General features: G+C 71.8%; 16 protein-coding genes. 5 read left to right on the top strand and 11 right to left on the bottom strand.

Annotated features, from left to right (window positions below):
• Positions 1-6 precede the first annotated feature (6 nt).
• The 9 genes from murD to G6N48_RS04525 all read right to left on the bottom strand — a co-directional run bounded on the left by murD (position 7) and on the right by G6N48_RS04525 (position 11,466).
• Positions 7-1,458 carry a UDP-N-acetylmuramoyl-L-alanine--D-glutamate ligase gene (gene murD / locus G6N48_RS04565; RefSeq protein WP_179969844.1) on the bottom strand — a complete coding sequence of 484 codons (1,452 nt, stop codon included), beginning with the start codon at positions 1,456-1,458 and terminating at the stop codon, positions 7-9.
• Entirely contained in the window at positions 1,451-2,530 is a 1,080-nt protein-coding gene (mraY, locus tag G6N48_RS04560) for a phospho-N-acetylmuramoyl-pentapeptide-transferase (RefSeq protein WP_085267179.1), read from the bottom strand. Before mraY ends, murD begins: the two co-directional genes overlap by 8 nt.
• Positions 2,527-4,056 (bottom strand): UDP-N-acetylmuramoyl-tripeptide--D-alanyl-D-alanine ligase, encoded by a 1,530-nt coding sequence (locus G6N48_RS04555; RefSeq protein WP_085267180.1) that lies wholly within the window; start codon positions 4,054-4,056, stop codon positions 2,527-2,529. Before G6N48_RS04555 ends, mraY begins: the two co-directional genes overlap by 4 nt.
• Positions 4,053-5,609 carry a UDP-N-acetylmuramoyl-L-alanyl-D-glutamate--2,6-diaminopimelate ligase gene (locus G6N48_RS04550; protein ID WP_085267181.1) on the bottom strand — a complete coding sequence of 519 codons (1,557 nt, stop codon included), beginning with the start codon at positions 5,607-5,609 and terminating at the stop codon, positions 4,053-4,055. The genes G6N48_RS04555 and G6N48_RS04550 overlap by 4 nt, the downstream gene beginning before the upstream one ends.
• A gap of 320 nt (positions 5,610-5,929) precedes the next feature.
• Entirely contained in the window at positions 5,930-7,921 is a 1,992-nt protein-coding gene (locus tag G6N48_RS04545; RefSeq protein WP_085267182.1) for a peptidoglycan D,D-transpeptidase FtsI family protein, read from the bottom strand.
• Positions 7,918-9,141 carry an FtsB family cell division protein gene (locus tag G6N48_RS04540; RefSeq protein ID WP_085267183.1) on the bottom strand — a complete coding sequence of 408 codons (1,224 nt, stop codon included), beginning with the start codon at positions 9,139-9,141 and terminating at the stop codon, positions 7,918-7,920. Before G6N48_RS04540 ends, G6N48_RS04545 begins: the two co-directional genes overlap by 4 nt.
• Positions 9,138-10,295 (bottom strand): 16S rRNA (cytosine(1402)-N(4))-methyltransferase RsmH, encoded by a 1,158-nt coding sequence (rsmH, locus tag G6N48_RS04535; RefSeq protein ID WP_139825568.1) that lies wholly within the window; start codon positions 10,293-10,295, stop codon positions 9,138-9,140. The genes G6N48_RS04540 and rsmH overlap by 4 nt, the downstream gene beginning before the upstream one ends.
• Positions 10,270-10,701 (bottom strand): division/cell wall cluster transcriptional repressor MraZ, encoded by a 432-nt coding sequence (mraZ, locus tag G6N48_RS04530; RefSeq protein WP_085267185.1) that lies wholly within the window; start codon positions 10,699-10,701, stop codon positions 10,270-10,272. Before mraZ ends, rsmH begins: the two co-directional genes overlap by 26 nt.
• 363 nt (positions 10,702-11,064) lie before the next feature.
• The gene (locus G6N48_RS04525) at positions 11,065-11,466 is read right to left on the bottom strand and encodes a DUF3040 domain-containing protein (protein WP_085267186.1); all 402 of its coding nucleotides are present in this window, start codon (positions 11,464-11,466) and stop codon (positions 11,065-11,067) included.
• Between the two features lie 235 nt (positions 11,467-11,701).
• Between G6N48_RS04525 and G6N48_RS04520 the strand changes: the two genes are divergently transcribed.
• Positions 11,702-12,310: a GNAT family N-acetyltransferase gene (locus G6N48_RS04520; protein WP_085267187.1), complete on the top strand. Its 609-nt coding sequence runs from the start codon at positions 11,702-11,704 to the stop codon at positions 12,308-12,310.
• A gap of 130 nt (positions 12,311-12,440) precedes the next feature.
• Positions 12,441-13,088 carry a lipoprotein LppM gene (gene lppM / locus G6N48_RS04515; RefSeq protein ID WP_085267215.1) on the top strand — a complete coding sequence of 216 codons (648 nt, stop codon included), beginning with the start codon at positions 12,441-12,443 and terminating at the stop codon, positions 13,086-13,088.
• A 30-nt stretch (positions 13,089-13,118) separates the two neighbouring features.
• Here the strand turns inward: lppM and G6N48_RS04510 are convergent, their stop codons facing one another.
• Entirely contained in the window at positions 13,119-14,012 is an 894-nt protein-coding gene (locus tag G6N48_RS04510) for a mycobacterial-type methylenetetrahydrofolate reductase (protein WP_085267188.1), read from the bottom strand.
• Positions 14,013-14,256: 244 nt separating this feature from the next.
• Between G6N48_RS04510 and idsA2 the strand changes: the two genes are divergently transcribed.
• Together idsA2 and G6N48_RS04500 are read left to right on the top strand one after the other, a co-directional pair.
• Positions 14,257-15,345 (top strand): bifunctional (2E,6E)-farnesyl/geranyl diphosphate synthase, encoded by a 1,089-nt coding sequence (gene idsA2, locus G6N48_RS04505; protein ID WP_308205265.1) that lies wholly within the window; start codon positions 14,257-14,259, stop codon positions 15,343-15,345.
• A 4-nt stretch (positions 15,346-15,349) separates the two neighbouring features.
• Complete coding sequence (locus G6N48_RS04500) at positions 15,350-16,879, top strand: alpha-(1->6)-mannopyranosyltransferase A (protein WP_085267190.1); 1,530 nt, start codon at positions 15,350-15,352, stop codon at positions 16,877-16,879.
• Between the two features lie 3 nt (positions 16,880-16,882).
• Here G6N48_RS04500 and G6N48_RS04495 read toward each other — a convergent pair whose 3' ends face one another.
• Complete coding sequence (locus G6N48_RS04495; protein WP_085267191.1) at positions 16,883-17,287, bottom strand: Rv2175c family DNA-binding protein; 405 nt, start codon at positions 17,285-17,287, stop codon at positions 16,883-16,885.
• A 78-nt stretch (positions 17,288-17,365) separates the two neighbouring features.
• On the opposite strand from G6N48_RS04495, the gene G6N48_RS04490 reads away from it, so the two are divergent.
• Positions 17,366-18,565, top strand: coding sequence for a protein kinase domain-containing protein (locus tag G6N48_RS04490; protein WP_232066535.1), 1,200 nt, complete (start codon positions 17,366-17,368; stop codon positions 18,563-18,565).
• The last annotated feature ends 14 nt before the right edge of the window (positions 18,566-18,579 follow it).

The following is an 18,579-nucleotide window of genomic DNA, read 5'->3' as shown; positions in this document are numbered from 1 at the left end:
ACCCGCCTACCGGATCGCCGCGCGCACGGCGGCCGCGAACGCATCGCCGCGGTTGGCATAACCGGTGAACTGGTCGAACGACGCGCCCGCCGGCGCCAGCAGCACCGTGTCGCCCGGGTGCGCAAGGCCTCGGGCCGCGGCCACCGCGGCGGTCATGACGCAGGTCCCGAGGTCCCCGTCCGAATGTTTCACTTCTGTCACATCTGCATCAGGAGCCGCATCCATATCAGCATCCTCGCCTGTCACAACGTGGACCACCGGTACATCCGGCGCGTGTCGCGATAACGCTCGCGCAACCACGTGCCGATCACGGCCGATCAACACCGCGCCGGCCAGCCGGGACGCGATCCTGGCGACCTCCGCGTCCAGCGAGGCGCCCTTGAGCAGACCCCCGGCCACCCAGACGACGCGCGGGTAGGCCAGCACGGACGCCTCCGCGGCGTGCGGGTTGGTGGCCTTGGAGTCGTCCACATAGGTGATCCCGTCGGCGACGGCGACCACTTCGGCCCGGTGCCGGCCCACCCGGAACGACGCGACCGCGGCCGCGATCGCCTCGGCGGGCACGTCGACGCTGCGCGCCAGCGCCGCCGCGGCCAGCGCGTCGAGCACCCCGACCGGCCCGGGCACCGGGATCGAGGCGACCGGCAGCAGGTCCAGGTCGTCGGCGAACGCGCGGTCGACCAGCCGGCCGTCGCGCACGCCCAGTTCCCCGGCGGCCGGTTCGCCGAGGCGGAAGCCGGCCCGCACGGGGGCCGTCGCGGTCTCCAGCAACGCCGCGGCGCGCGCGTCGTCGAGCCCCACCACCGCGACCCGGCCGTTGAGCGCCCGGGCCTTGGCGGCGGTGTACTCGGCCATCGAGGCATGCCAGTCGAGGTGGTCCTCGGCGATGTTGAGCACCGCGCCCGCCTCGGGGCGCAGCGACGGCGCCCAGTGCAGCTGGAAGCTGGACAGCTCGACGGCCAGCAGCTCGGCCGGCGCGTCGAGCACGTCCAGCACCGGGTCACCGATGTTCCCGCACAGCACGGCGCTGCGGCCCGCCGCGGTCAGCATGGCGTGCAGCATCGACGTCGTGGTGGTCTTGCCGTTCGTCCCCGTCACCACCAGCCACCGGCGCGGCGGGCCGTAGTGGCCCGCGGCGTCGAGCCGCCAGGCCAGCTCCACGTCACCCCAGATCGGCACCCCCGTGGCCGCCGCGGCCGCCAGCAGCGGGGTGGTCGGCGAGAAGCCGGGGCTGGTCACCACCAGCGCGTAGTCGGCGACGCGCTGCGCGGCCACCGGTCCGGTCACGGTCGCCACCCCGTCGTCGGCGTAGCGGCGCAGCGTGGCCGGGTCGTCGTCGCACAGCGTGGGTGCGGCACCGAAGCGCGTCAGCGCCCCGAGGACGGCCTTGCCGGTGACACCGCCGCCGGCCACCAGGACGGGCGCGCCCGGCACCAACGGGTCGCGCGCCTCACGCACCGATCGCGCCCAGCCACTCGCCGTAAAACAGGGCCACGCCCAGGCCGCAGGCGATCGCGGTGAGCAGCCAGAAGCGGATGATCACCGTGGTCTCGGCCCAGCCGGCCAACTCGAAGTGGTGGTGGAACGGCGCCATCCGGAACACGCGGCGCCCGGTGGTGCGGAAGGCCAGGATCTGCAGCACCACCGAGGTGACCTCGGCGACGAACAGGGCGCCGAGCACGACGGCGAGGATCTCGGTGCGGCTGGTGACCGACAGCCCCGCGATGATGCCGCCGAGCGCCAGCGACCCGGTGTCGCCCATGAAGATCTTGGCGGGCGCGGCGTTCCACCACAGGAAGCCGATGCAGGCCCCGGCGGTGGCGGCCGCGACGATCGCCAGGTCCAGCGGGTCGCGCACGTTGTAGCAGCCCAGCCCCGGCGCGGTGACGCACGCGTTGCGGTACTGCCAGAAGGTGATCAGCACGTAGGCGGCCGTGACCATCGCCATGCTGCCCGCGGCCAGGCCGTCCAGGCCGTCGGTGAAGTTGACCGCGTTCGACCACGCGCTGACGACGACGACGCAGAACACGACGAACAGCCCCGGCGTCAGGGCGACGGTGGCCACCTCGCGCACGTAGGACAAGTCGGCGCTGGCCGGGGTCAGGCCGCCGGCGTTGTGGAACTGCAGCACCAGCACGCCGAACAGCACCGCGGCGACGACCTGTCCGAGCGCCTTGGTCGTCTTGTTCAACCCGAGGTTGCGCGACCTGCGGACCTTGATCAGGTCGTCGACGAATCCCACGCCACCCAGCGCGGTGGCCAGGCCCAGCACCAGCAGGCCCGACGCGGAGATGCCCTCGCCGTCGAACGCCATCCCGGCGAGGTGGGTGCCCAGGTAACCGGCCCAGATGCCGGCCACGATGGCCACCCCGCCCATCGACGGTGTGCCGCGCTTGGCGTGGTGGCTCGGCGGCCCGTCCTCGCGGGTGTGGTGGCCGAACCCCTGCTTGGTGAACAGGCGAATCAGGGCCGGGGTCAGCAGGATTGAGACGGCCAGCGCGACGGCGACGGCGATCAGGATCTGTCTCACGGGCGGGCCTTGCCGGCCGGGGTTTCGGGGGCCGGCGAGGTCTCGGTGGCCAGGGCTTGGGCCAGCGCCCCGAGCCCGGCGGCGTTGGACGCCTTCACCAGCACCACGTCGCCGGGTCGGACTTCGGCGCGCAGCAGGGCCAGGGCGGCGTCGCCGTCGGCCACGTTGACCGACTCGGTGCCCCAACCCCCCTCGAGGACCGCTCCGTGGTGCATGGCGCTCATCGACCTCCCACTTCCCACGACGACGAGTCGAGACACATCTAAGCGCACGGCCAGCCGGCCGATGGCATCGTGCTCGGTCACCGCGTCCTCGCCGAGTTCGGCCATCTCCCCGAGCACGGCCCAGCTCCTGCGCCTGCCGGCGGCTCCGGCGTCGCGGCCATGGGCGATCCAGGCCAGCGCCTGCAGCCCGGCCCGCATCGAGTCGGGGTTGGCGTTGTAGGCGTCGTCGATCACGGTGACGCCGTCGGCGCGGGTGGTCACGTGCATCCGGTGCAGCGACACCGGGCCCGCCTCGGCGAGCGCGGCCGCGACCTGCTCGACCCTCGCGCCGCATTCCAGCGCGACGGCGGCGGCGCACAGCGCGTTGGTCACCTGATGGTCGCCGTAGACGCCGAGCTGGACCCGGGCTTGGGCGCCTTGCGCGTGCAGCGTGAAGCGCGGCCTGGCCAGTTCGTCGAGTGAAACGTCGCCGGCCCGCACGTCGCCGGCGCCAGCACGACTGACCCGGACCACCCGCGCGGCGGTCACGTCGGCCATCGCGGCGACCACCGGGTCGTCGGCGTTGAGCACGACCACGCCGGATGCCGGGACAGCTTGCGGCAGTTCGGCTTTGGTGCGGGCAATGGCTTCGCGGGAACCGAACTCGCCCAGGTGCGCGGTGCCGACGTTGAGGACCACGCCGATCGAGGGCGGGGCGATCTCGGCCAGCGCGGCGATGTTGCCGGGGTGGCGCGCCGACATCTCGAGCACCAGGAAGTCCGTGTCGCGCGTGGCACGCAGCACCGTCCAGGGGTGCCCCAGCTCGTTGTTGAACGAGCCCGGCGGCGCCACCACCTCACCCAGCGGCCGGAGCACGGCGGCCACCAGGTCCTTGGTCGAGGTCTTGCCCGACGAGCCGGTGATCCCGACGATGCGCAGCCCGCCCGCCACCAGCTCGGCGGCCACCACCTGCGCCAGTCGGGCCAGCGCGGCCAGCACCGCCGACCCCGACCCGTCGGCGTCGTGTTCGAGCACCCCGGCCCGGGCATCGGGCGCCCCCGTCGGAGGCACCACGATGGCGGGCACGCCCACCGGCCGGGCCGCGACCACGGCGACGGCGCCCGCCGCCACCGCCGCGCGGGCGTGGTCGTGCCCGTCGGCGCGGGCCCCCGGCAGCGCCAGGAAAAGCCCGCCCGGGCCGACCCTGCGCGAGTCGAATTCGACGGTCCCGGTGACGCGCAGCCGCGCGGCGTCCTGCGGCGAGATGTCGGTGAGCCGGCCGCCGACGACGTCGGCGATCGCGGCGACGGTCAGCTCGATCATCGCGGTGCCCTCGAAGCCCCGAGCGCCTCCAGCGCCTTCGCCAGCTCGACCCGATCGTCGAACGGCCGGGTCTGCACGCCGCTGCGCTGCCCCGTCTCGTGGCCCTTGCCGGCGACCAGGACCACGTCGCCGGGCCCCGCCCAGGCCACGGCATGCGCGATCGCCTCGCGCCGGTCGCCGATCTCGACCACCTCGGCGGCGCCGGGGCCCTCGCCCGCCCCGGCGACGATCTCGCGACGGATCGCCGCGGGATCCTCGCCGCGCGGGTTGTCGTCGGTGACGACGACCAGGTCGGCCAGCTCCGCCGCGATCCGCCCCATCGGCCGCCGCTTGCCCGGGTCGCGGTCGCCGCCGGCGCCGAACACCACCGCCAGCCGGCGGCCCGGGCCGCGCAGGCTGCCCAGCACCGCCTGCAGCGCACCCGGCTTGTGTGCGTAGTCGACCAGGGCCAGGAAATCCTGGCCGCGGTCGACCCGCTCCATCCGGCCGGGGACCCCGGTGTCCAGCAGGCCGGGCGCCGCCTGCTCCGGGGACACCCCCACCAGGTCCAGGAGCGCCAGCGCCACAAGGCAATTGGCGACGTTGTAGTGGCCGGGCAGCCGGATGCCGATCCGGTGGTGCACGCCGGCGGGGTCGCGCACGACGAACTGCTGGCCTCCGGCGCCCAGCGGGCCGACGTCCGAGGCCCGCCAGTGGGCCGGGTGGCCGTCGGCGCTGACGGTGATCGCGTCACCGGCGCGGGCGGCCATGGCGCGGCCGGCGTCGTCGTCGACGCACACCACCACCCGGCGCGCCCGCAGCGGCGAGGCGGGGTCGAAGAGCAACGCCTTGGCCTCGAAGTAGTCGTCCATTGTCGGGTGGAAGTCCAGGTGGTCGCGCGACAGGTTGGTGAAGCCGGCCGCCGCGAACCCGGTGCCGTCCGCGCGGCCCAGCGTCAGCGCGTGGCTGGACACCTCCATGACGACGGTGTCCACGCCGCGTTCGGCCATGGCCGCCAGCATCGCCTGCAGGGCCGGGGCCTCGGGCGTGGTCAGCGCGCTGGGAATGTCGGCGCCGTCGATGCGGACGCCGATGGTGCCGATCAGCCCCGCGACGCGCCCGCCGGCGCGCAGGCCGGCCTCGACCAGGTATGTGGTGGTCGTCTTGCCCGACGTCCCGGTGATCCCGACGACCGTGACCCGCTCGGACGGCTTGCCGTACACGGCCGCGGCCAGCCCGCCCAGCACACGGCGGGGCGCCGGGTGCACCAGCGTAGGCACGACCGCGGCGAGGGAACCCAGCTCGGCCACCCCGGTGGCGTCGGTGAGCACCGCGACCGCGCCGCGCTCGAGGGCGTCGGCGGCGTAGCGGGCGCCGTGCGTGGTGGCCCCGGGCAGCGCGGCGAACAGGTCGCCGGGCAACACGTCCTGCGCGCGCAGGGTCACCCCCGTGATCGAGACGTCGGGAACGGTCGCGACCCGGTCGGCCGGCACCGCGCCGACCTGGGCCGCCAGCACCGGCAGCGGCGCGCCGGGGACGGCGTGTGGCCGCAGCGCCTCCGGCACCGACACCATTCACCACCTCCGTAAGCCATGATCGGCCATGACACCCTACCCAGGCGCATCGGCGCGTCGGGATTTGCCGGATCGGGCACAGCGCGCCGGCCGAGTGGCCCCGCAAGCGCGGGGAGGATGGTGTCGACGATCTGTTCGAGGGCTTCGTCGGTCAGCGGTCGCAACGCCATCAGGATCTCATAGCAAAACAGGCCGGCGGGCAGGCGCGGGATGCGGCCGGTGCGTACCCGCGAGCGTCCGCAGTTGTACGCCACGAGCGGCGTGTCGCCGTACGGACGCGCGCGCTCGCACGACGGCGGCACCCCGCTCGGCGAAGAAGGCTAGGTCGCCTGCAACGTCAACGGCGGCCCGGGGTCGGGTGACAGTGGCACGTTCTCCCGCTGCATCAGCCAGCCGGCGATGTTGTGGAACAGCGGGGCCGCCGAGTGCCCGGGCGAGCCGTCAGCGTTGCGTTCCGGGTTGTCCATCATGATGCCGACGACGTATCGCGGGTTGTCCACGGTGGCCATGCCCGCGAACGTGATCCAGTAGACGTTGTCGAAGTAGCAGCCGCAGGCGGGGTTGATCTGCTGGGCGGTACCCGTCTTGCCGGCCATCTGATAGCCCGGCACCGAGGCGGCCGGCCCGGTCCCCTGCTGGTAGCCCATCGGGTCGCGTTGCACCACGGCACGCAGCATGCCCCGCACGGTCTGTGCCGTCTGCGGCGACACCACCCGCACGCCCTCGGGGCGCGGCTCCTCGGTCCGGGTGCCGTCGGAAGCGATGGTGGCCTTGATGATTCGGGGCGGTATGCGCAGCCCGTCGTTGGCGATGGCCTGGTACATGCCCGCCATCTGCAGCAGCGTCATCGAAAGGCCTTGTCCGATGGGCAGGTTGGAGAACGTGCTGCCCGACCATTGGTCGATGGGCGGCACCAGGCCGGCACTCTCACCCGGCAGCCCGACCTTTGTGCGCTGGCCGAGCCCGAACTTGCGGACCATGTCGTAGAAGCGTTCCGGCCCGACGCGCTGCGCCAGCATCAGGGTGCCCACGTTGGACGACTTACCGAACACGCCCGTGGTGGTGTAGGGCATGACGCCGTGCTCCCAGGCATCGTGCACATTCACCCCACCCATGTTGATCGAGCCGGGCACCTGCAACACCTCGTCGGGGTTGGACAGGCCGTACTCGATCACCGACGACGCGGTGATCACCTTGTTCACCGAACCCGGCTCGAACGGCGACGACACCGCCAGGTTGCCCAGCTGGCGGTCGCCCTGGCGCCCGATGTCCTGCGACGGGTCGAACGTGTTGTCGTTGGCCATGGCCAGCACCTCGCCGCTCTTCGCGTCGAGGACGACGGCCGAGACGTTGCGCGCCCCGGACACGTTCTTGGCCTGCTGAACCTGCTGCTGCACGTAGAACTGGATGTCGTCGTCGATGGTCAGCTGGACCGTCGAGCCGTTGACCGCCTTGTGCCGGTTGCGATAGCTGCCGGGGATGACCACGCCGTCGGATCCGCGGTCGTAGGTGACCGAGCCGTCGGTGCCGGACAGCGCGGAATCCATCGACTCCTCGAGCCCGAGCAGCCCGTGGCCGTCCCAGTCGATGCCGCCGATGATGTTGGCCGCCAAGGATCCGCCCGGATACTGCCGCAGGTCCTGTCGCTCCGAACCGACCTCCGGGCACTTCTCGGAGATCGCGCTGGCGACGGCGGGGTCGACGGCGCGCGCGAGGTAGACGAAGTTCTCGTCGCTCTGCAACTTCTTGAGCACCGTCGCGTAGTCGGGCTTGTTGTCCAGGCGGGTCGACACTTCCCGGGCGATGTCGCGCATCCGCTCCTGTGGGTCGGGAGCGGCCGAGTTCTTCTTCTTGGCCTCGTCGAGTTGCTGGCGGATCTTCTTCGGCTGGAACGTCAGCGCGCGCGACTCGGTGGTGAAGGCCAGTTGATCGTTGTGTCGATCGACGATGCTGCCGCGCACGGCCTTTTCGACGTCGGTGACCTTGAGCTGTCCCGCCGCCTGGGCGCGCAGCGCCGGGGCGTCGGTCACCTGCAGCATGAACAACTGCGCAGCCGCCACCAGCGTCAGCGCGCCGATCACCGCGTTGCCGGCGCGGTGCCGTGCGACGAAAGACGCACCGCGCGTGCCCATTTGCGCGATCTGGCGGGTGCGACGCTCGCGCGCGGAGTGGCCGAGGGGTGCGGCGTCCGGCCGCTTCGTGGCCTCCTTGGCCTTGCGGGCGCGCTTCGACTGCTCGGGTTCCCGGGCGCCCTGCGGGCTGCGGGGGCCGCGGGCCGGCCGGCGGCTGCGTCCCGCGTCGCCGCGGCTCATCGGGCGGCGCCCGGCATCGTCAGGCCGTCAGCCGGAACCGGGCCGGGGGCTGCCGGAACCGCCGGCGCCGGGTTGACCGCAACCGGCACCTCCGCGGGCGGCGGTGCCGGCACGGGGGCCGGGGGTGGAATCGGCAACCCGCCCAACGGGATCGAGACCTCGGGCGGCGCCGCGGGCGCAACCGGTCCCGCCGGGACCGGCAGACCCGGCATCGGCAGACCGGGCACCGGCAGACCCGGTGCGGGCATGCCGGGGGCCGGCGCGGCGCCGGGGACCTGGTTGGACGCCGGCCCCTGCGGCATACCGGGCGCTCCGGGCATACCGGGCATACCGGGCATACCGGGCATACCGGGCGCCGCATCGGGCAGGTGCTGGCCGCCGACGGTCGACGAACCGTCCGGGGAGCGCAGCAGCGCCTCGGGCCCGGAGCGGGCCGGAACGGGCGGGGCGCCGGGCACGGGAGCCGGCTGCAGGCGTACCGGAACCTCCGGGGGAACCGCCTGCGGGTTCGCCGGCGTCGCGGCCTCGTCGGGAATCTTGGCGTTCAGCGGTGGCGGCGGTACGCCGTCGGCCGGCTTGGGGTCGCCGACGACCACCCAGTTGCCGGTCGGGTCCTGCACCAGGTGGGCGGTGTCCCGCGTCGGGATCATGCCCTGCTTGCGCGCGGCCTCGGCGAGGGCCGGTGCCGACTCGGCCTCGCGCACGTCGCGTTCCAGCGATTCCTTCTGCTGTTGCAGCAGCCGGTTCTTCTCCCGGGCGTGGCTGAGCTGGTAGGAACGCTCGGCGGAGTCGGTGGACAACCACAGCGTGAGGCCCAGCCCGACGGCGAGCGCCCCGATCACCAGCACGACGAACGGGACCTTGCTGACCAGCGTGCGCGGCCGCAGGTCCACCGACGCCAGCCGGGCGGCCAACCGCTCCGTCAGGCTGGGCCGAATGACCTTGGGCGCCTTGGCTTTCCGCGCCTTCGCCCGGGCTTTTGCCTGGCTCGCGTTCTTGGGCCGGTTGGGGCGCTCGACCGGGCGGGCGATGGGGCTGGTCTGGGGGCCGGAGTTCGGTACCCGGGCTTCGCGGACCGAAGCCGTAACCCGGCCGGGTCGGGTGCGCGGCGATGACGCGGAATCGGCGGCCGTGCGCCGGCTGGTGCGGACGGACCCGTCGCGCCCGCTTCGGCGGTCGCTACCCCCGCGCCTTTTCGACGTCTCGCGCTTTGCCTTCATGCGTCGCCTTTCGGTGTAGCCGGCTCGGTCCGTTCCAGAGCCCGCAGGCGCACCGCGGCGCTGCGGGGGTTGCGTTCGGTCTCGTCGGCCGCGGCGCGCTCGGCGCCGTGCGTCAACGACGTGAATCGTGGCTCGTGGCCGGGAAGTTCGACCGGCAGGTCCACCGGCGTGCGCGACGCGACCGCGTCGGCGAACAGGCGCTTGACGATCCGGTCTTCCAGCGACTGGTAGGCCAGCACCACGATGCGCCCGCCCACGGCGAGCGCATCGAGCGCGGCGGGAAGCGCGGCACGAAGCGAGCCGAGCTCGTCGTTGACCGCGATCCGCAGCGCCTGGAACGTGCGCTTGGCCGGGTGCCCGCCCGTGCGCCGGGCCGCAGCCGGAATCGCTTGGTAGAGCAGCTCTACCAGTTGCGCCGTCGTGGTGAAGGGGGTGCGGGCGCGCTGCCGGACGATCCGCGCGGCGATGCGGCGCGCGAACCGCTCCTCACCGTAACGGTGCAGGATCTCGGCCAGGGCCGCCTCGTCGTAGTCGTTAAGGATGTCTGCAGCGGTCAGAGGTGACTCCTGATCCATCCGCATGTCCAGGGGGGCGTCCTGGGCGTAGGCGAAACCCCGCTCGGCCCGGTCGAGTTGCATGGACGACACACCGAGGTCGAACAGCACGCCGTCCACCGATCCCGTTGCCGCGTAGCCGGATTGGGTCAACGCATCGACGAGCCCGTCGTACCGCGTGTGCACCAGCGTGACGCGGTCGGCGAATCGGGCCAGCCGGGCGTGCGCGATGTCCAGGGCGCTGGGATCGCGGTCGAGCCCGACCAGCCGCAGCCCGGGCAGATCGGTGAGAAAGCGCTCCGCGTGCCCGGCCGCGCCGGTGGTCGCGTCGACGAGCACCGCCCCGGTCCCGTCGGCGGCCTTGCGGGTCAGCGCCGGGGTGAGCAGCTCGACGCAGCGGTCCAGCAGGACGGGTATGTGCCCGAACTCGCCTGAATCGTCAGCCACCGCAACGCCTCCGGGGGTTGGGCGGGACGCCCCTGCACCGAGGTCCCTGTCCGAAGGCACGAACCTGGCGTTGGGGAAGTACGCCAGGGTCGGTTCGGGCAGAGGCCACGTTGCACGGGCATGCGCCTCAGATGATGTCACCGAGTGCTTCATCGCTGGCTGCGGAGAAGTTCTCTTCGTGGGTCTGCTGGTAGTCCTGCCAGGCCTGGGCATCCCAGATCTCGAGGTAATCGACCGCGCCGATCACCACACAGTCCTTGGAGAGGCCGGCGTAACGCCGGTGGTCGGCCGACAGGGTGACGCGGCCCTGCGCGTCGGGATGCTGCTCGTCGGTTCCGGCGGCGAGGTTGCGCAGGAAGGCCCGAGCGTCGGGATTGCTGCGCGACGCCTTGCTGGCCCGTCGGGCCAGCTGCTCGAATTCCGAGCGCGGGTAGACGGCAAGGCTGTGGTCTTGGCTCTTGGTGACCATCAACCCCCCTGCCAGCGCGTCGCGGAACTTGGCGGGCAACGTCAGCCGCCCCTTGTCGTCGAGCTTGGGCGTATAGGTGCCGAGAAACACCAGATCACCTCCCGCTCGACTTCGGCCACCATACCCCACAATCCCCCACTCTGCCCCATAGTTGGAATGGCGTTGCGGCGTTTCCTGGGCCAATCACCACTTCTCGCCGGGCCGGGTCGACCAATGCGGGCAGGCGATCGCGCCACCGCTGACGAGACACATCCGAAAAGCCCTTGTCAGGCGCGGATTTCGTCAAGTGGGGGCAAGTGGGGCGCGGGGTGGGGCACCGTGGGGCGGTTTCGACGCCCCGGGGCTCGATTCGGCCTCGATTGGCAATCGGAACGGACTCGGCGTCCGCTCACCGAAAATCGGCACAAAAAAGCGGGGCGGCCCCTCGGCCACCCCGCTGCGTCGGCGGTCCCGCTATTCGTCGAAGCGGCGGCGGAACCGGTCTTCCATCCTGCTGGTGAACGAGCCCCCGCCGCCCTTGGTGCGGCGTTGGCGCAGCGGACCGTGCGCGGACCCGGGATCCGGCCTGCCGGACAACCGCGGACCCGTGATGGCAAACACGACGCCGCCGAACATTGCGATGAAGCCGACGACGCTCAGGATCGGGAAACTTCCGATCATCGTGGCCTTGAACGCCACTCCGGACACCAGCATCGCCAGACCGGCGACGAACAGCGCCGCGCCCTGCAGGCGCCGGCGCGCGGTGGGTGCGCGCAGGCCTCCGCCGCGTACGCTCGACGCGAACTTGGGGTCCTCGGCATAGAGAGCGCTCTCGATCTGATCGAGCATCCGCTGCTCATGATCGGAGAGTGGCATTCGTCCCTCCTTGCCGGCAATTTGACACGTAACTATCGATAGCACGCGGATGCCCGTTGTGATGGCAACTAAATCAAATGATACGAGGTCAATCTGCGCTGTACCACTGGTTCGTCGGCGATTCTATCCCGTCGCGGTCCCAACCCCTCAGACCGCTCGGCGCCGGGCCCCCCTCGGGTTTGATAATGGCGGAGGCGCCACACGCCGAAGCACCGGATGGACAGGACAGCGCGAATTGGCGATTTTCCTCATCGACTTGTCCCCCGCCGATATGCAGCGCCGCCTCGGCGACGCCCTGGCGGTGTACGTCGACGCGATGCGCTACCCGCGGGGCACGGAGAACCAGCGGGCCGCGATGTGGCTGGACCACATCCGCCGGCCGGGATGGCGGGGGGTGGGCGTGGTGGACGCCGAGGTGCCCGGCGGCGCCCACGGCAAGGAGCCGTCGGCCAGCGAACTGAGCGACGCCACGCTGCTCGGCGTGGCCTACGGCTACCCCGGCGCACCCGGACAGTGGTGGCAGCAGCAGGTGGTCCTCGGCATGCAACGCGGCGGCCGCCCGCCACAGGAGATCGCCCGGCTGATGAACAGCTACTTCGAGCTGACTGAGCTGCACATCCACCCCAGGGCCCAGGGCCGCGGCCTCGGCGAGGCGCTGGCCCGGCGGCTGCTCGCGGGCCGCGCCGAGAAGAACGTCCTGCTGTCCACTCCGGAGGCCAACGGTGAAGCCAACCGCGCCTGGCGGTTGTACCGGCGACTGGGCTTCACCGACGTCATCCGCCGCTACCACTTCGCCGGGGATCCGCGGGCGTTCGCGATCCTGGGGCGCGAACTGCCGCTGTAACGCCCCACCGGGGACGATCCGCTCGTGCCGAATGCCCGTCTGGCACGATGACCTGGTGCGCGCCGCCAGCCCTGCCCAATCCCGGACCCGAGGCTTCACCGCCAGGCGGCGGCGCCTGGTGGCCATCGCGATGCTGCTGCTGATCGTGCCGCTGGCCTCCGGGTGCCTGCGGGTCAGGGCGTCGCTGACCATCTCGCCCGACGACCTGGTGTCCGGGGAGGTCGTGGCCGCCGCGAAACCTAAGACGCCCAAGGACACCGGTCCGCAGCTGGACAGCAACAACCTGCCGTTCAGCCAGAAGGTCGCGGTGTCCAACTACGACAGCGACGGCTACGTCGGCTCTCAGGCGGTGTTCTCGGACCTGACCTTCGCCGAGCTGCCGCAGCTGGCCAACATGAACTCCGACGCCTCGGGGGTGAACCTGTCGCTGCGCCGCAACGGCAACCTGGTCATCCTGGAAGGCCGCGCGGACCTGACGTCGCTCACCGACGCCGATGCCGACGTCGAGCTGACCGTCGCCTTCCCCGGAGTGGTGACCTCGACCAACGGCGACCGGGTCGAGCCCGATGTGGTGTCGTGGAAGCTCAAGCCCGGCGTGGTGAGCACGATGACCGCTCAGGCCCGCTACACCGACCCCAACACCCGTTCCTTCACCGGCGCGGGCGTCTGGCTGGGCATCGCGTCGTTCGCGGCCGCGGGCGTCGTGGCGCTGCTGGCGTGGGTGAGCCGGGACCGCTCCCCACGGCTGACGGCGCCGCGCGACCAGCCGCCCAACTGAGCCGGGCCGGGCGTACCCGGCCCGGGCGGGCTAGTCCTGCCGTGGCGACCAGTAGTCCAGCATCTCCGCGAAGGTCTGGAAGGCGGGGCCGGACACCCCGTAGGTCGCCTCGAAGTGGATGCTCAGCGGGAAGCCGAGGCCCGCGACCCCGTCGACCACCCGCTTGTAGAGGTCGACCATCAGCCTGCGCTTGTCTGCGGGTTCGCTGGCGGCCAGCCTTTTGACGAACTCCTGCTCCTCGGCGACCGCGGCGTTGCCCGGATCCTGGATCAACCAATTGATCAAGCCCACACGGCCTTCCACCTTGGGCACGAAGCCGAACGAGAGCAAGACTTCCGGGCGGTGCTCGGTGTTGTCGGCGAACTCGGCCAGAAACCCCACGATCGCATCGGAGTACAGCAGCTGGGTCATGCCGTAGGTCGCGCCCTGATCGCACTTGAACTTGAACCGGCCGTGTTCGCCCTCGCGGGTGGGGATCAGGATGACGCCGCGGTTGCGCACCAGGTCGCGGTAGATCGAGAGGGCGTCGGTCGGGGCGACGCCGGAGCCCTCCCCGTCGTTCATCGTGCGCGGGACGCCGACGAAGACCACGCCCTCCATCCCGGCGTCACACAGCTCCTCGAGCCGGCCGCGCAGCGCCGCCTCGTCGGAGAAGGCGGTGACCTGGGTGCACAGCCCGCGGAATCCGGGCAGCTCCGGGGAGATGATCGACCAGAAGTCGAGCACGTCGAGCTTGGGCTTCATCGGGACCGGACGGTCGTCGTCCTCGGCGATCATCCCCGGGATCATCACGTGGCGAAGCCGGCCCTCGAGCCCGTACTCGGCCGAGAACTGCACGACTTTCCGCGCATCTTCGAGCGCCCGCTCCCGACCATCGTCGGAGTTCGGCGGCACCAGCTCGAGCGCGACGGTGTTGAGGGTCACGCGGCTCCTCTCCATCACTGCCCTGGGCGGATTCCGGCCGCACGCCCGGGCGCGGCCACGACATCTCCGCAAGCATAGGCGCGAGAAAGTAAGCCAGTCGAAGCAACTTGGGTGTGCCACAGCGAGTTGCCAGTGCTCACTCAAGGGGGTCGGCGGCGCGGCGCCGAATACACTGGTCGGGCTTAACACGATCCGTGCCAGGCCGAGCCGAAGGACGGCCCGCCGAACAGAAGGGGGCGCAGCGCTGAGCCCACAAGCCGCAGAGGCGGCGGCCAACGCCGAGTTCACCGGCGCGATCACCGATGAATTGCGCCGATACCTGCAGATGCGGCGCGCCGGCTGCGCCTACATCGGCGACGAGTACGGCGCCCTGATCGCCGCGCTCGAGGACTTCGTGCTGGGTGGCGGCAAGCGGCTGCGGCCCGCGTTCGCCTACTGGGGCTGGCGCGCCGTGGCGACCGACGAGCCCGGACCGGACACGCTGTTGCTGTTCTCGGCGCTGGAATTGCTGCACGCCTGCGCCCTGGTCCACGACGACGTGATCGACGACTCGTCGACCCGGCGCGGCCGGCCCACCGCCCACGTGCACTTCGCCGCCCTGCACCGCGAGCGCAAGTGGCGCGGGTCCGCGGAGCGGTTCGGGATCTCCGCGGCGATCCTGCTCGGCGACCTCGCGCTGTCCTGGGCCGACGACATCGTGTTCGGGGCCGACCTGTCCCCCGACACGCAGCGGCGCGTGCGGCGCGTGTGGGCCGAGATCCGCACCGAAGTGCTCGGCGGCCAGTACCTCGACATCGTTTCCGAGGCCAGCTCCGCCGAGTCGATCGCGTCGGCGATGAACGTCGACACCTTCAAGACGGCCTGCTACACGGTGTCGCGACCGCTGCAGCTGGGGGCGGCGGCCGCCGCGGACCGGCCCGACGTGCAGGCCGTCTTCGGGGAGTTCGGCACGGACCTCGGCGTGGCGTTCCAGCTGCGCGACGACGTGCTGGGCGTCTTCGGGGACCCCGCGGTCACCGGCAAGCCGTCCGGCGACGACCTGCGGTCCGGCAAGCGCACCGTGCTGCTGGCCGAGGCGGTGCAGCTGGCCGAGGAGTCGGATCCCGAGGCGGCGGCTCTGTTGCGGGGCTCGATCGGCGCCGAGCTGACCGACGCCCAGGTGAGCGAGCTGCGCGGCGTCATCGAGTCGGTGGGCGCGCTGGCCGCCGCGGAGCGGCGCATCGCCACGCTGACCGAGCGCGCGCTGGGCGCGCTGGCGGCCGCCCCCATCAACCCTGCGGCCAAGGCGGGGCTGTTCGAATTGGCCAGGATGGCCACCGAGCGGTCCGCCTGAACCGATGACGACCCCGACCCACACCCCGCCCGCCGGCGCACCGAACGCGGACGCGCCTCCCGCTCAAGGTTTCTCGCGGCTGCGCGGGTTCGCCGGCGGTGCCGAGTCCGGGCCCGCGAAGCTGGGCATGCTCGCGTCGGTGCTGATCACCGTCGGGGCGCTGGGTGCGGGCAGCACGCGCCAGCACGACCCGTTGCTCGAGTCGATCCACATGTCGTGGATGCGGTTCGGCCACGGCTTGGTGCTGTCGTCGATCCTGCTGTGGGCCGGCGTCGGCCTCATGCTGATCGCGTGGGTGCGCCTGGGCAGGCGCGTATTGACCGGCGCGGCAGACGAATTCGTGATGAAGGCCACCACCGCCTTCTGGCTGGCGCCGCTGCTGCTGTCGGTGCCGGTCTTCAGCCGCGACACCTATTCGTATCTGGCCCAGGGCGCGCTGCTGCGCGACGGCCTGGACCCTTACGCGGTGGGGCCCGTCGCCAACCCGAATGCGTTGCTGGACAACGTCAGTCCCATTTGGACCATCACCACAGCCCCCTACGGCCCGGCCTTCATCCTGGTGGCGAGATTCGTCACCATGCTGGTCGGCAACAACGTGGTCGCCGGGACGATGCTGCTGCGGCTTTGCATGCTGCCGGGGCTGGCGCTGCTGATCTGGGCCGCTCCCCGGATGTCCCGCCACTTCGGCACCAGCGGTTCGACGGCGCTGTGGATCTGCGTCCTGAACCCTCTGGTGCTCATCCACCTGATGGGCGGGGTGCACAACGAGATGCTGATGGTGGGCCTGATGGCCGCCGGGATCGCACTGACCTTCGGCGGCCGCCACCTGCTGGGGGTCGCGCTGATCACCGTCGCCAGCGCGGTCAAGGCGACCGCGGCGATCTCGTTGCCGTTCCTGGTGTGGGTCCTGATGCGGCACTTCCGCGACCGGCGCGGGTACGGCGCCGCCCGCGCCTTCCTCGCCGCGACCGCGACCTCGCTGCTGATCTTCGTCGCGGTGTTCGGGGCGCTGTCCGCAGTGGCCGGTGTGGGGCTCGGTTGGCTGACCGCACTGGCCGGCTCGGTCAAGATCATCAACTGGCTGTCGGTGCCCACGGCGGCCGCCAACCTCATCCACGCCTGGGGCAGCGTGTTCTTCGCGGTCAACTTCTATGCCGTGCTGCAGGTCACCCGGTTCGTCGGGATCGCGATCATCGCACTGTCGCTGCCCGTGCTGTGGTGGCGGTCCCGGCGCGACGACCGGGCTGCGCTGACGGGCATCGCCCGGTCGATGGTGGTCGTGGTGCTGTTCGTCCCGGCCGCCCTGCCCTGGTACTACTCGTGGCCGCTGGCGGTGGGGGCCCCGCTGGCGCAGTCACGACGAGCCCTCGCGGTGATCGCCGGCCTGTCGACCTGGGTGATGGTGATCTTCAAACCCGATGGCTCACACGGGATGTACTCGTGGCTGCACTTCGGGCTGGCCACCGCGTGCGGGCTGGTCGCGTGGTACGGCCTCGCGCGGGCGCCGCGGCCCGAAGCCGGCGTCGCCGGCTAGGGCTCAGTAGGCCATGGCCTGCGCCCGGCGCAGCACTTCCCGGGCCTGGTGGGCGTGCAGGGCGTCGACCGGCCGGGCGTTGCTGATGGCGTCCCGGGTGCCGTCGCGGGTGACGGTCAGCGACGGGTCCGGGGTGAAGAGCCACCTGACGATCTCGGTGTTGTGGTAGCCGCCGTCGTGCAGGATCGTCAACAGTCCCGGGAGGCTCTTGACCACCTGGCCCGAATCGTTGAAGAACACCTGCGGCACCACCAGCCCGCCGTTGCGCCGCACCGCGACCAGGTGCCCTTCCCTCAGGTGCTGCTGCACCTTGCTGACCGGCACCCCGAGCAACTCGGCGACCCTGGGCAGGTCGTACGTGGGCTCGTCGGGGTCCAGAACATCGTCGCCAGCCGGAATGCTGCTCACCGCGTCAGTGTAGGCCGCACCGCGCGCCGTGCGGCCGGGTTTTTACGCCAGTTCCGAGGTCGCACCTACGATGGCTGCGTGGCAGCAGGCGGGGCGGGCGAGGAGCTGGACGGCACGTTGCTGGACGGCCGCTACCTGGTCCAATTCCGGATCGCCAGCGGCGGCACCTCGACGGTCTACCACGGTCTGGACACCCGGCTGGACCGACCCGTCGCCGTCAAGGTGATGGACTCCCGCTACGCCGGCGACAGCCAGTTCCTCACCCGCTTCCAGCGCGAAGCTCGCACGGTCGCCCGGCTCAAGGACCCCGGACTGGTCGCGGTCTACGACCAGGGGCTCGACGCCCGGCACCCTTTCCTGGTGATGGAGCTCGTCGAGGGCGGCACCCTGCGGGAGTTGCTGGCCGAGCGCGGCCCCATGCCGCCCCACGCCGCCGCCGCGGTGCTTCGCCCGGTGCTGGGCGGGCTCGCCGCGGCGCACCGGGCCGGGCTGGTCCATCGCGACGTCAAGCCGGAGAACGTGCTCATATCCGACGACGGTGACGTCAAGATCGCCGATTTCGGGCTGGTCCGCGCCGTGGCGGCCGCGGGAATCACCTCCACCAGCGTCATCCTGGGCACCGCCGCCTACCTGTCTCCCGAGCAGGTGCGCGACGGTGACGCCGGCCCCCGCAGCGACGTCTATTCCGTCGGGATCCTGACCTACGAGCTGTTGACCGGGCGCACGCCGTTCACCGGCGACTCGGCGTTGGCGATCGCCTACCGGCGGCTGGACACCGACGTGCCGCCGCCGAGCGCGGCGATCGACGGGGTGCCTCCGCAGTTCGACCAGTTCGTGCAACGCGCGACCGCCCGAGATCCGTCCGCGCGGTACGCAGACGCGGTCGAGATGGGCGAAGACCTGGACGCGCTTGCCGCCGAGCTCGGGCTGCCGAACTTTCGCGTTCCCGCTCCGCGCAACTCCGCGGTGCACCGGTCCGCGACGCTGCCACCGCCCCACCCCGGCGCCGGGCCACCGCGTCAACCCACCCGCCAGTTCGCCCGCGGACCCGGCGACTGGGCCGGCGCCCGGCCGCCCGAACCCGACGACGAGCCGGACGACTACGAATACGAGCCCGTGTCAGGCGAATTCGCCGGCATCCCGCTCGGCGACTTCGTCTGGGCGCGTCAGCACGGTCGGCGGATGGTGCTGGTCTGGGTGGCGATCGTGCTGGCGCTCACGGGGTCGGTCGCGGCCGCGGCGTGGACGATCGGCAGCAACCTGAGCGGGCTGCTGTAGCGGCCCCTGCGCCC

This window comes from Mycobacterium parmense, from assembly GCF_010730575.1.
Classification (GTDB): Bacteria; Actinomycetota; Actinomycetes; order Mycobacteriales; family Mycobacteriaceae; genus Mycobacterium; species Mycobacterium parmense.
The sequence above is the reverse complement of the archived record's forward strand: the minus strand, read 5'-3'. Positions and strand labels throughout refer to the sequence as shown.

Excerpts from the sequence above, each read along its gene's own strand:
- G6N48_RS04550 (WP_085267181.1), bottom strand. The coding sequence starts at position 5,609 with ATGGTGTCGGTGCCGGAGGCGCTGCGGCCACACGCCGTCCCCGGCGCG.
- G6N48_RS04555 (WP_085267180.1), bottom strand. The coding sequence starts at position 4,056 with ATGATCGAGCTGACCGTCGCCGCGATCGCCGACGTCGTCGGCGGCCGG.
- G6N48_RS04500 (WP_085267190.1), top strand. The coding sequence starts at position 15,350 with ATGACGACCCCGACCCACACCCCGCCCGCCGGCGCACCGAACGCGGAC.
- G6N48_RS04545 (WP_085267182.1), bottom strand. The coding sequence starts at position 7,921 with ATGAGCCGCGGCGACGCGGGACGCAGCCGCCGGCCGGCCCGCGGCCCC.
- G6N48_RS04525 (WP_085267186.1), bottom strand. The coding sequence starts at position 11,466 with ATGCCACTCTCCGATCATGAGCAGCGGATGCTCGATCAGATCGAGAGC.
- lppM (WP_085267215.1), top strand. The coding sequence starts at position 12,441 with ATGCTGCTGCTGATCGTGCCGCTGGCCTCCGGGTGCCTGCGGGTCAGG.
- G6N48_RS04540 (WP_085267183.1), bottom strand. The coding sequence starts at position 9,141 with ATGAAGGCAAAGCGCGAGACGTCGAAAAGGCGCGGGGGTAGCGACCGC.
- rsmH (WP_139825568.1), bottom strand. The coding sequence starts at position 10,295 with ATGAAGCACTCGGTGACATCATCTGAGGCGCATGCCCGTGCAACGTGG.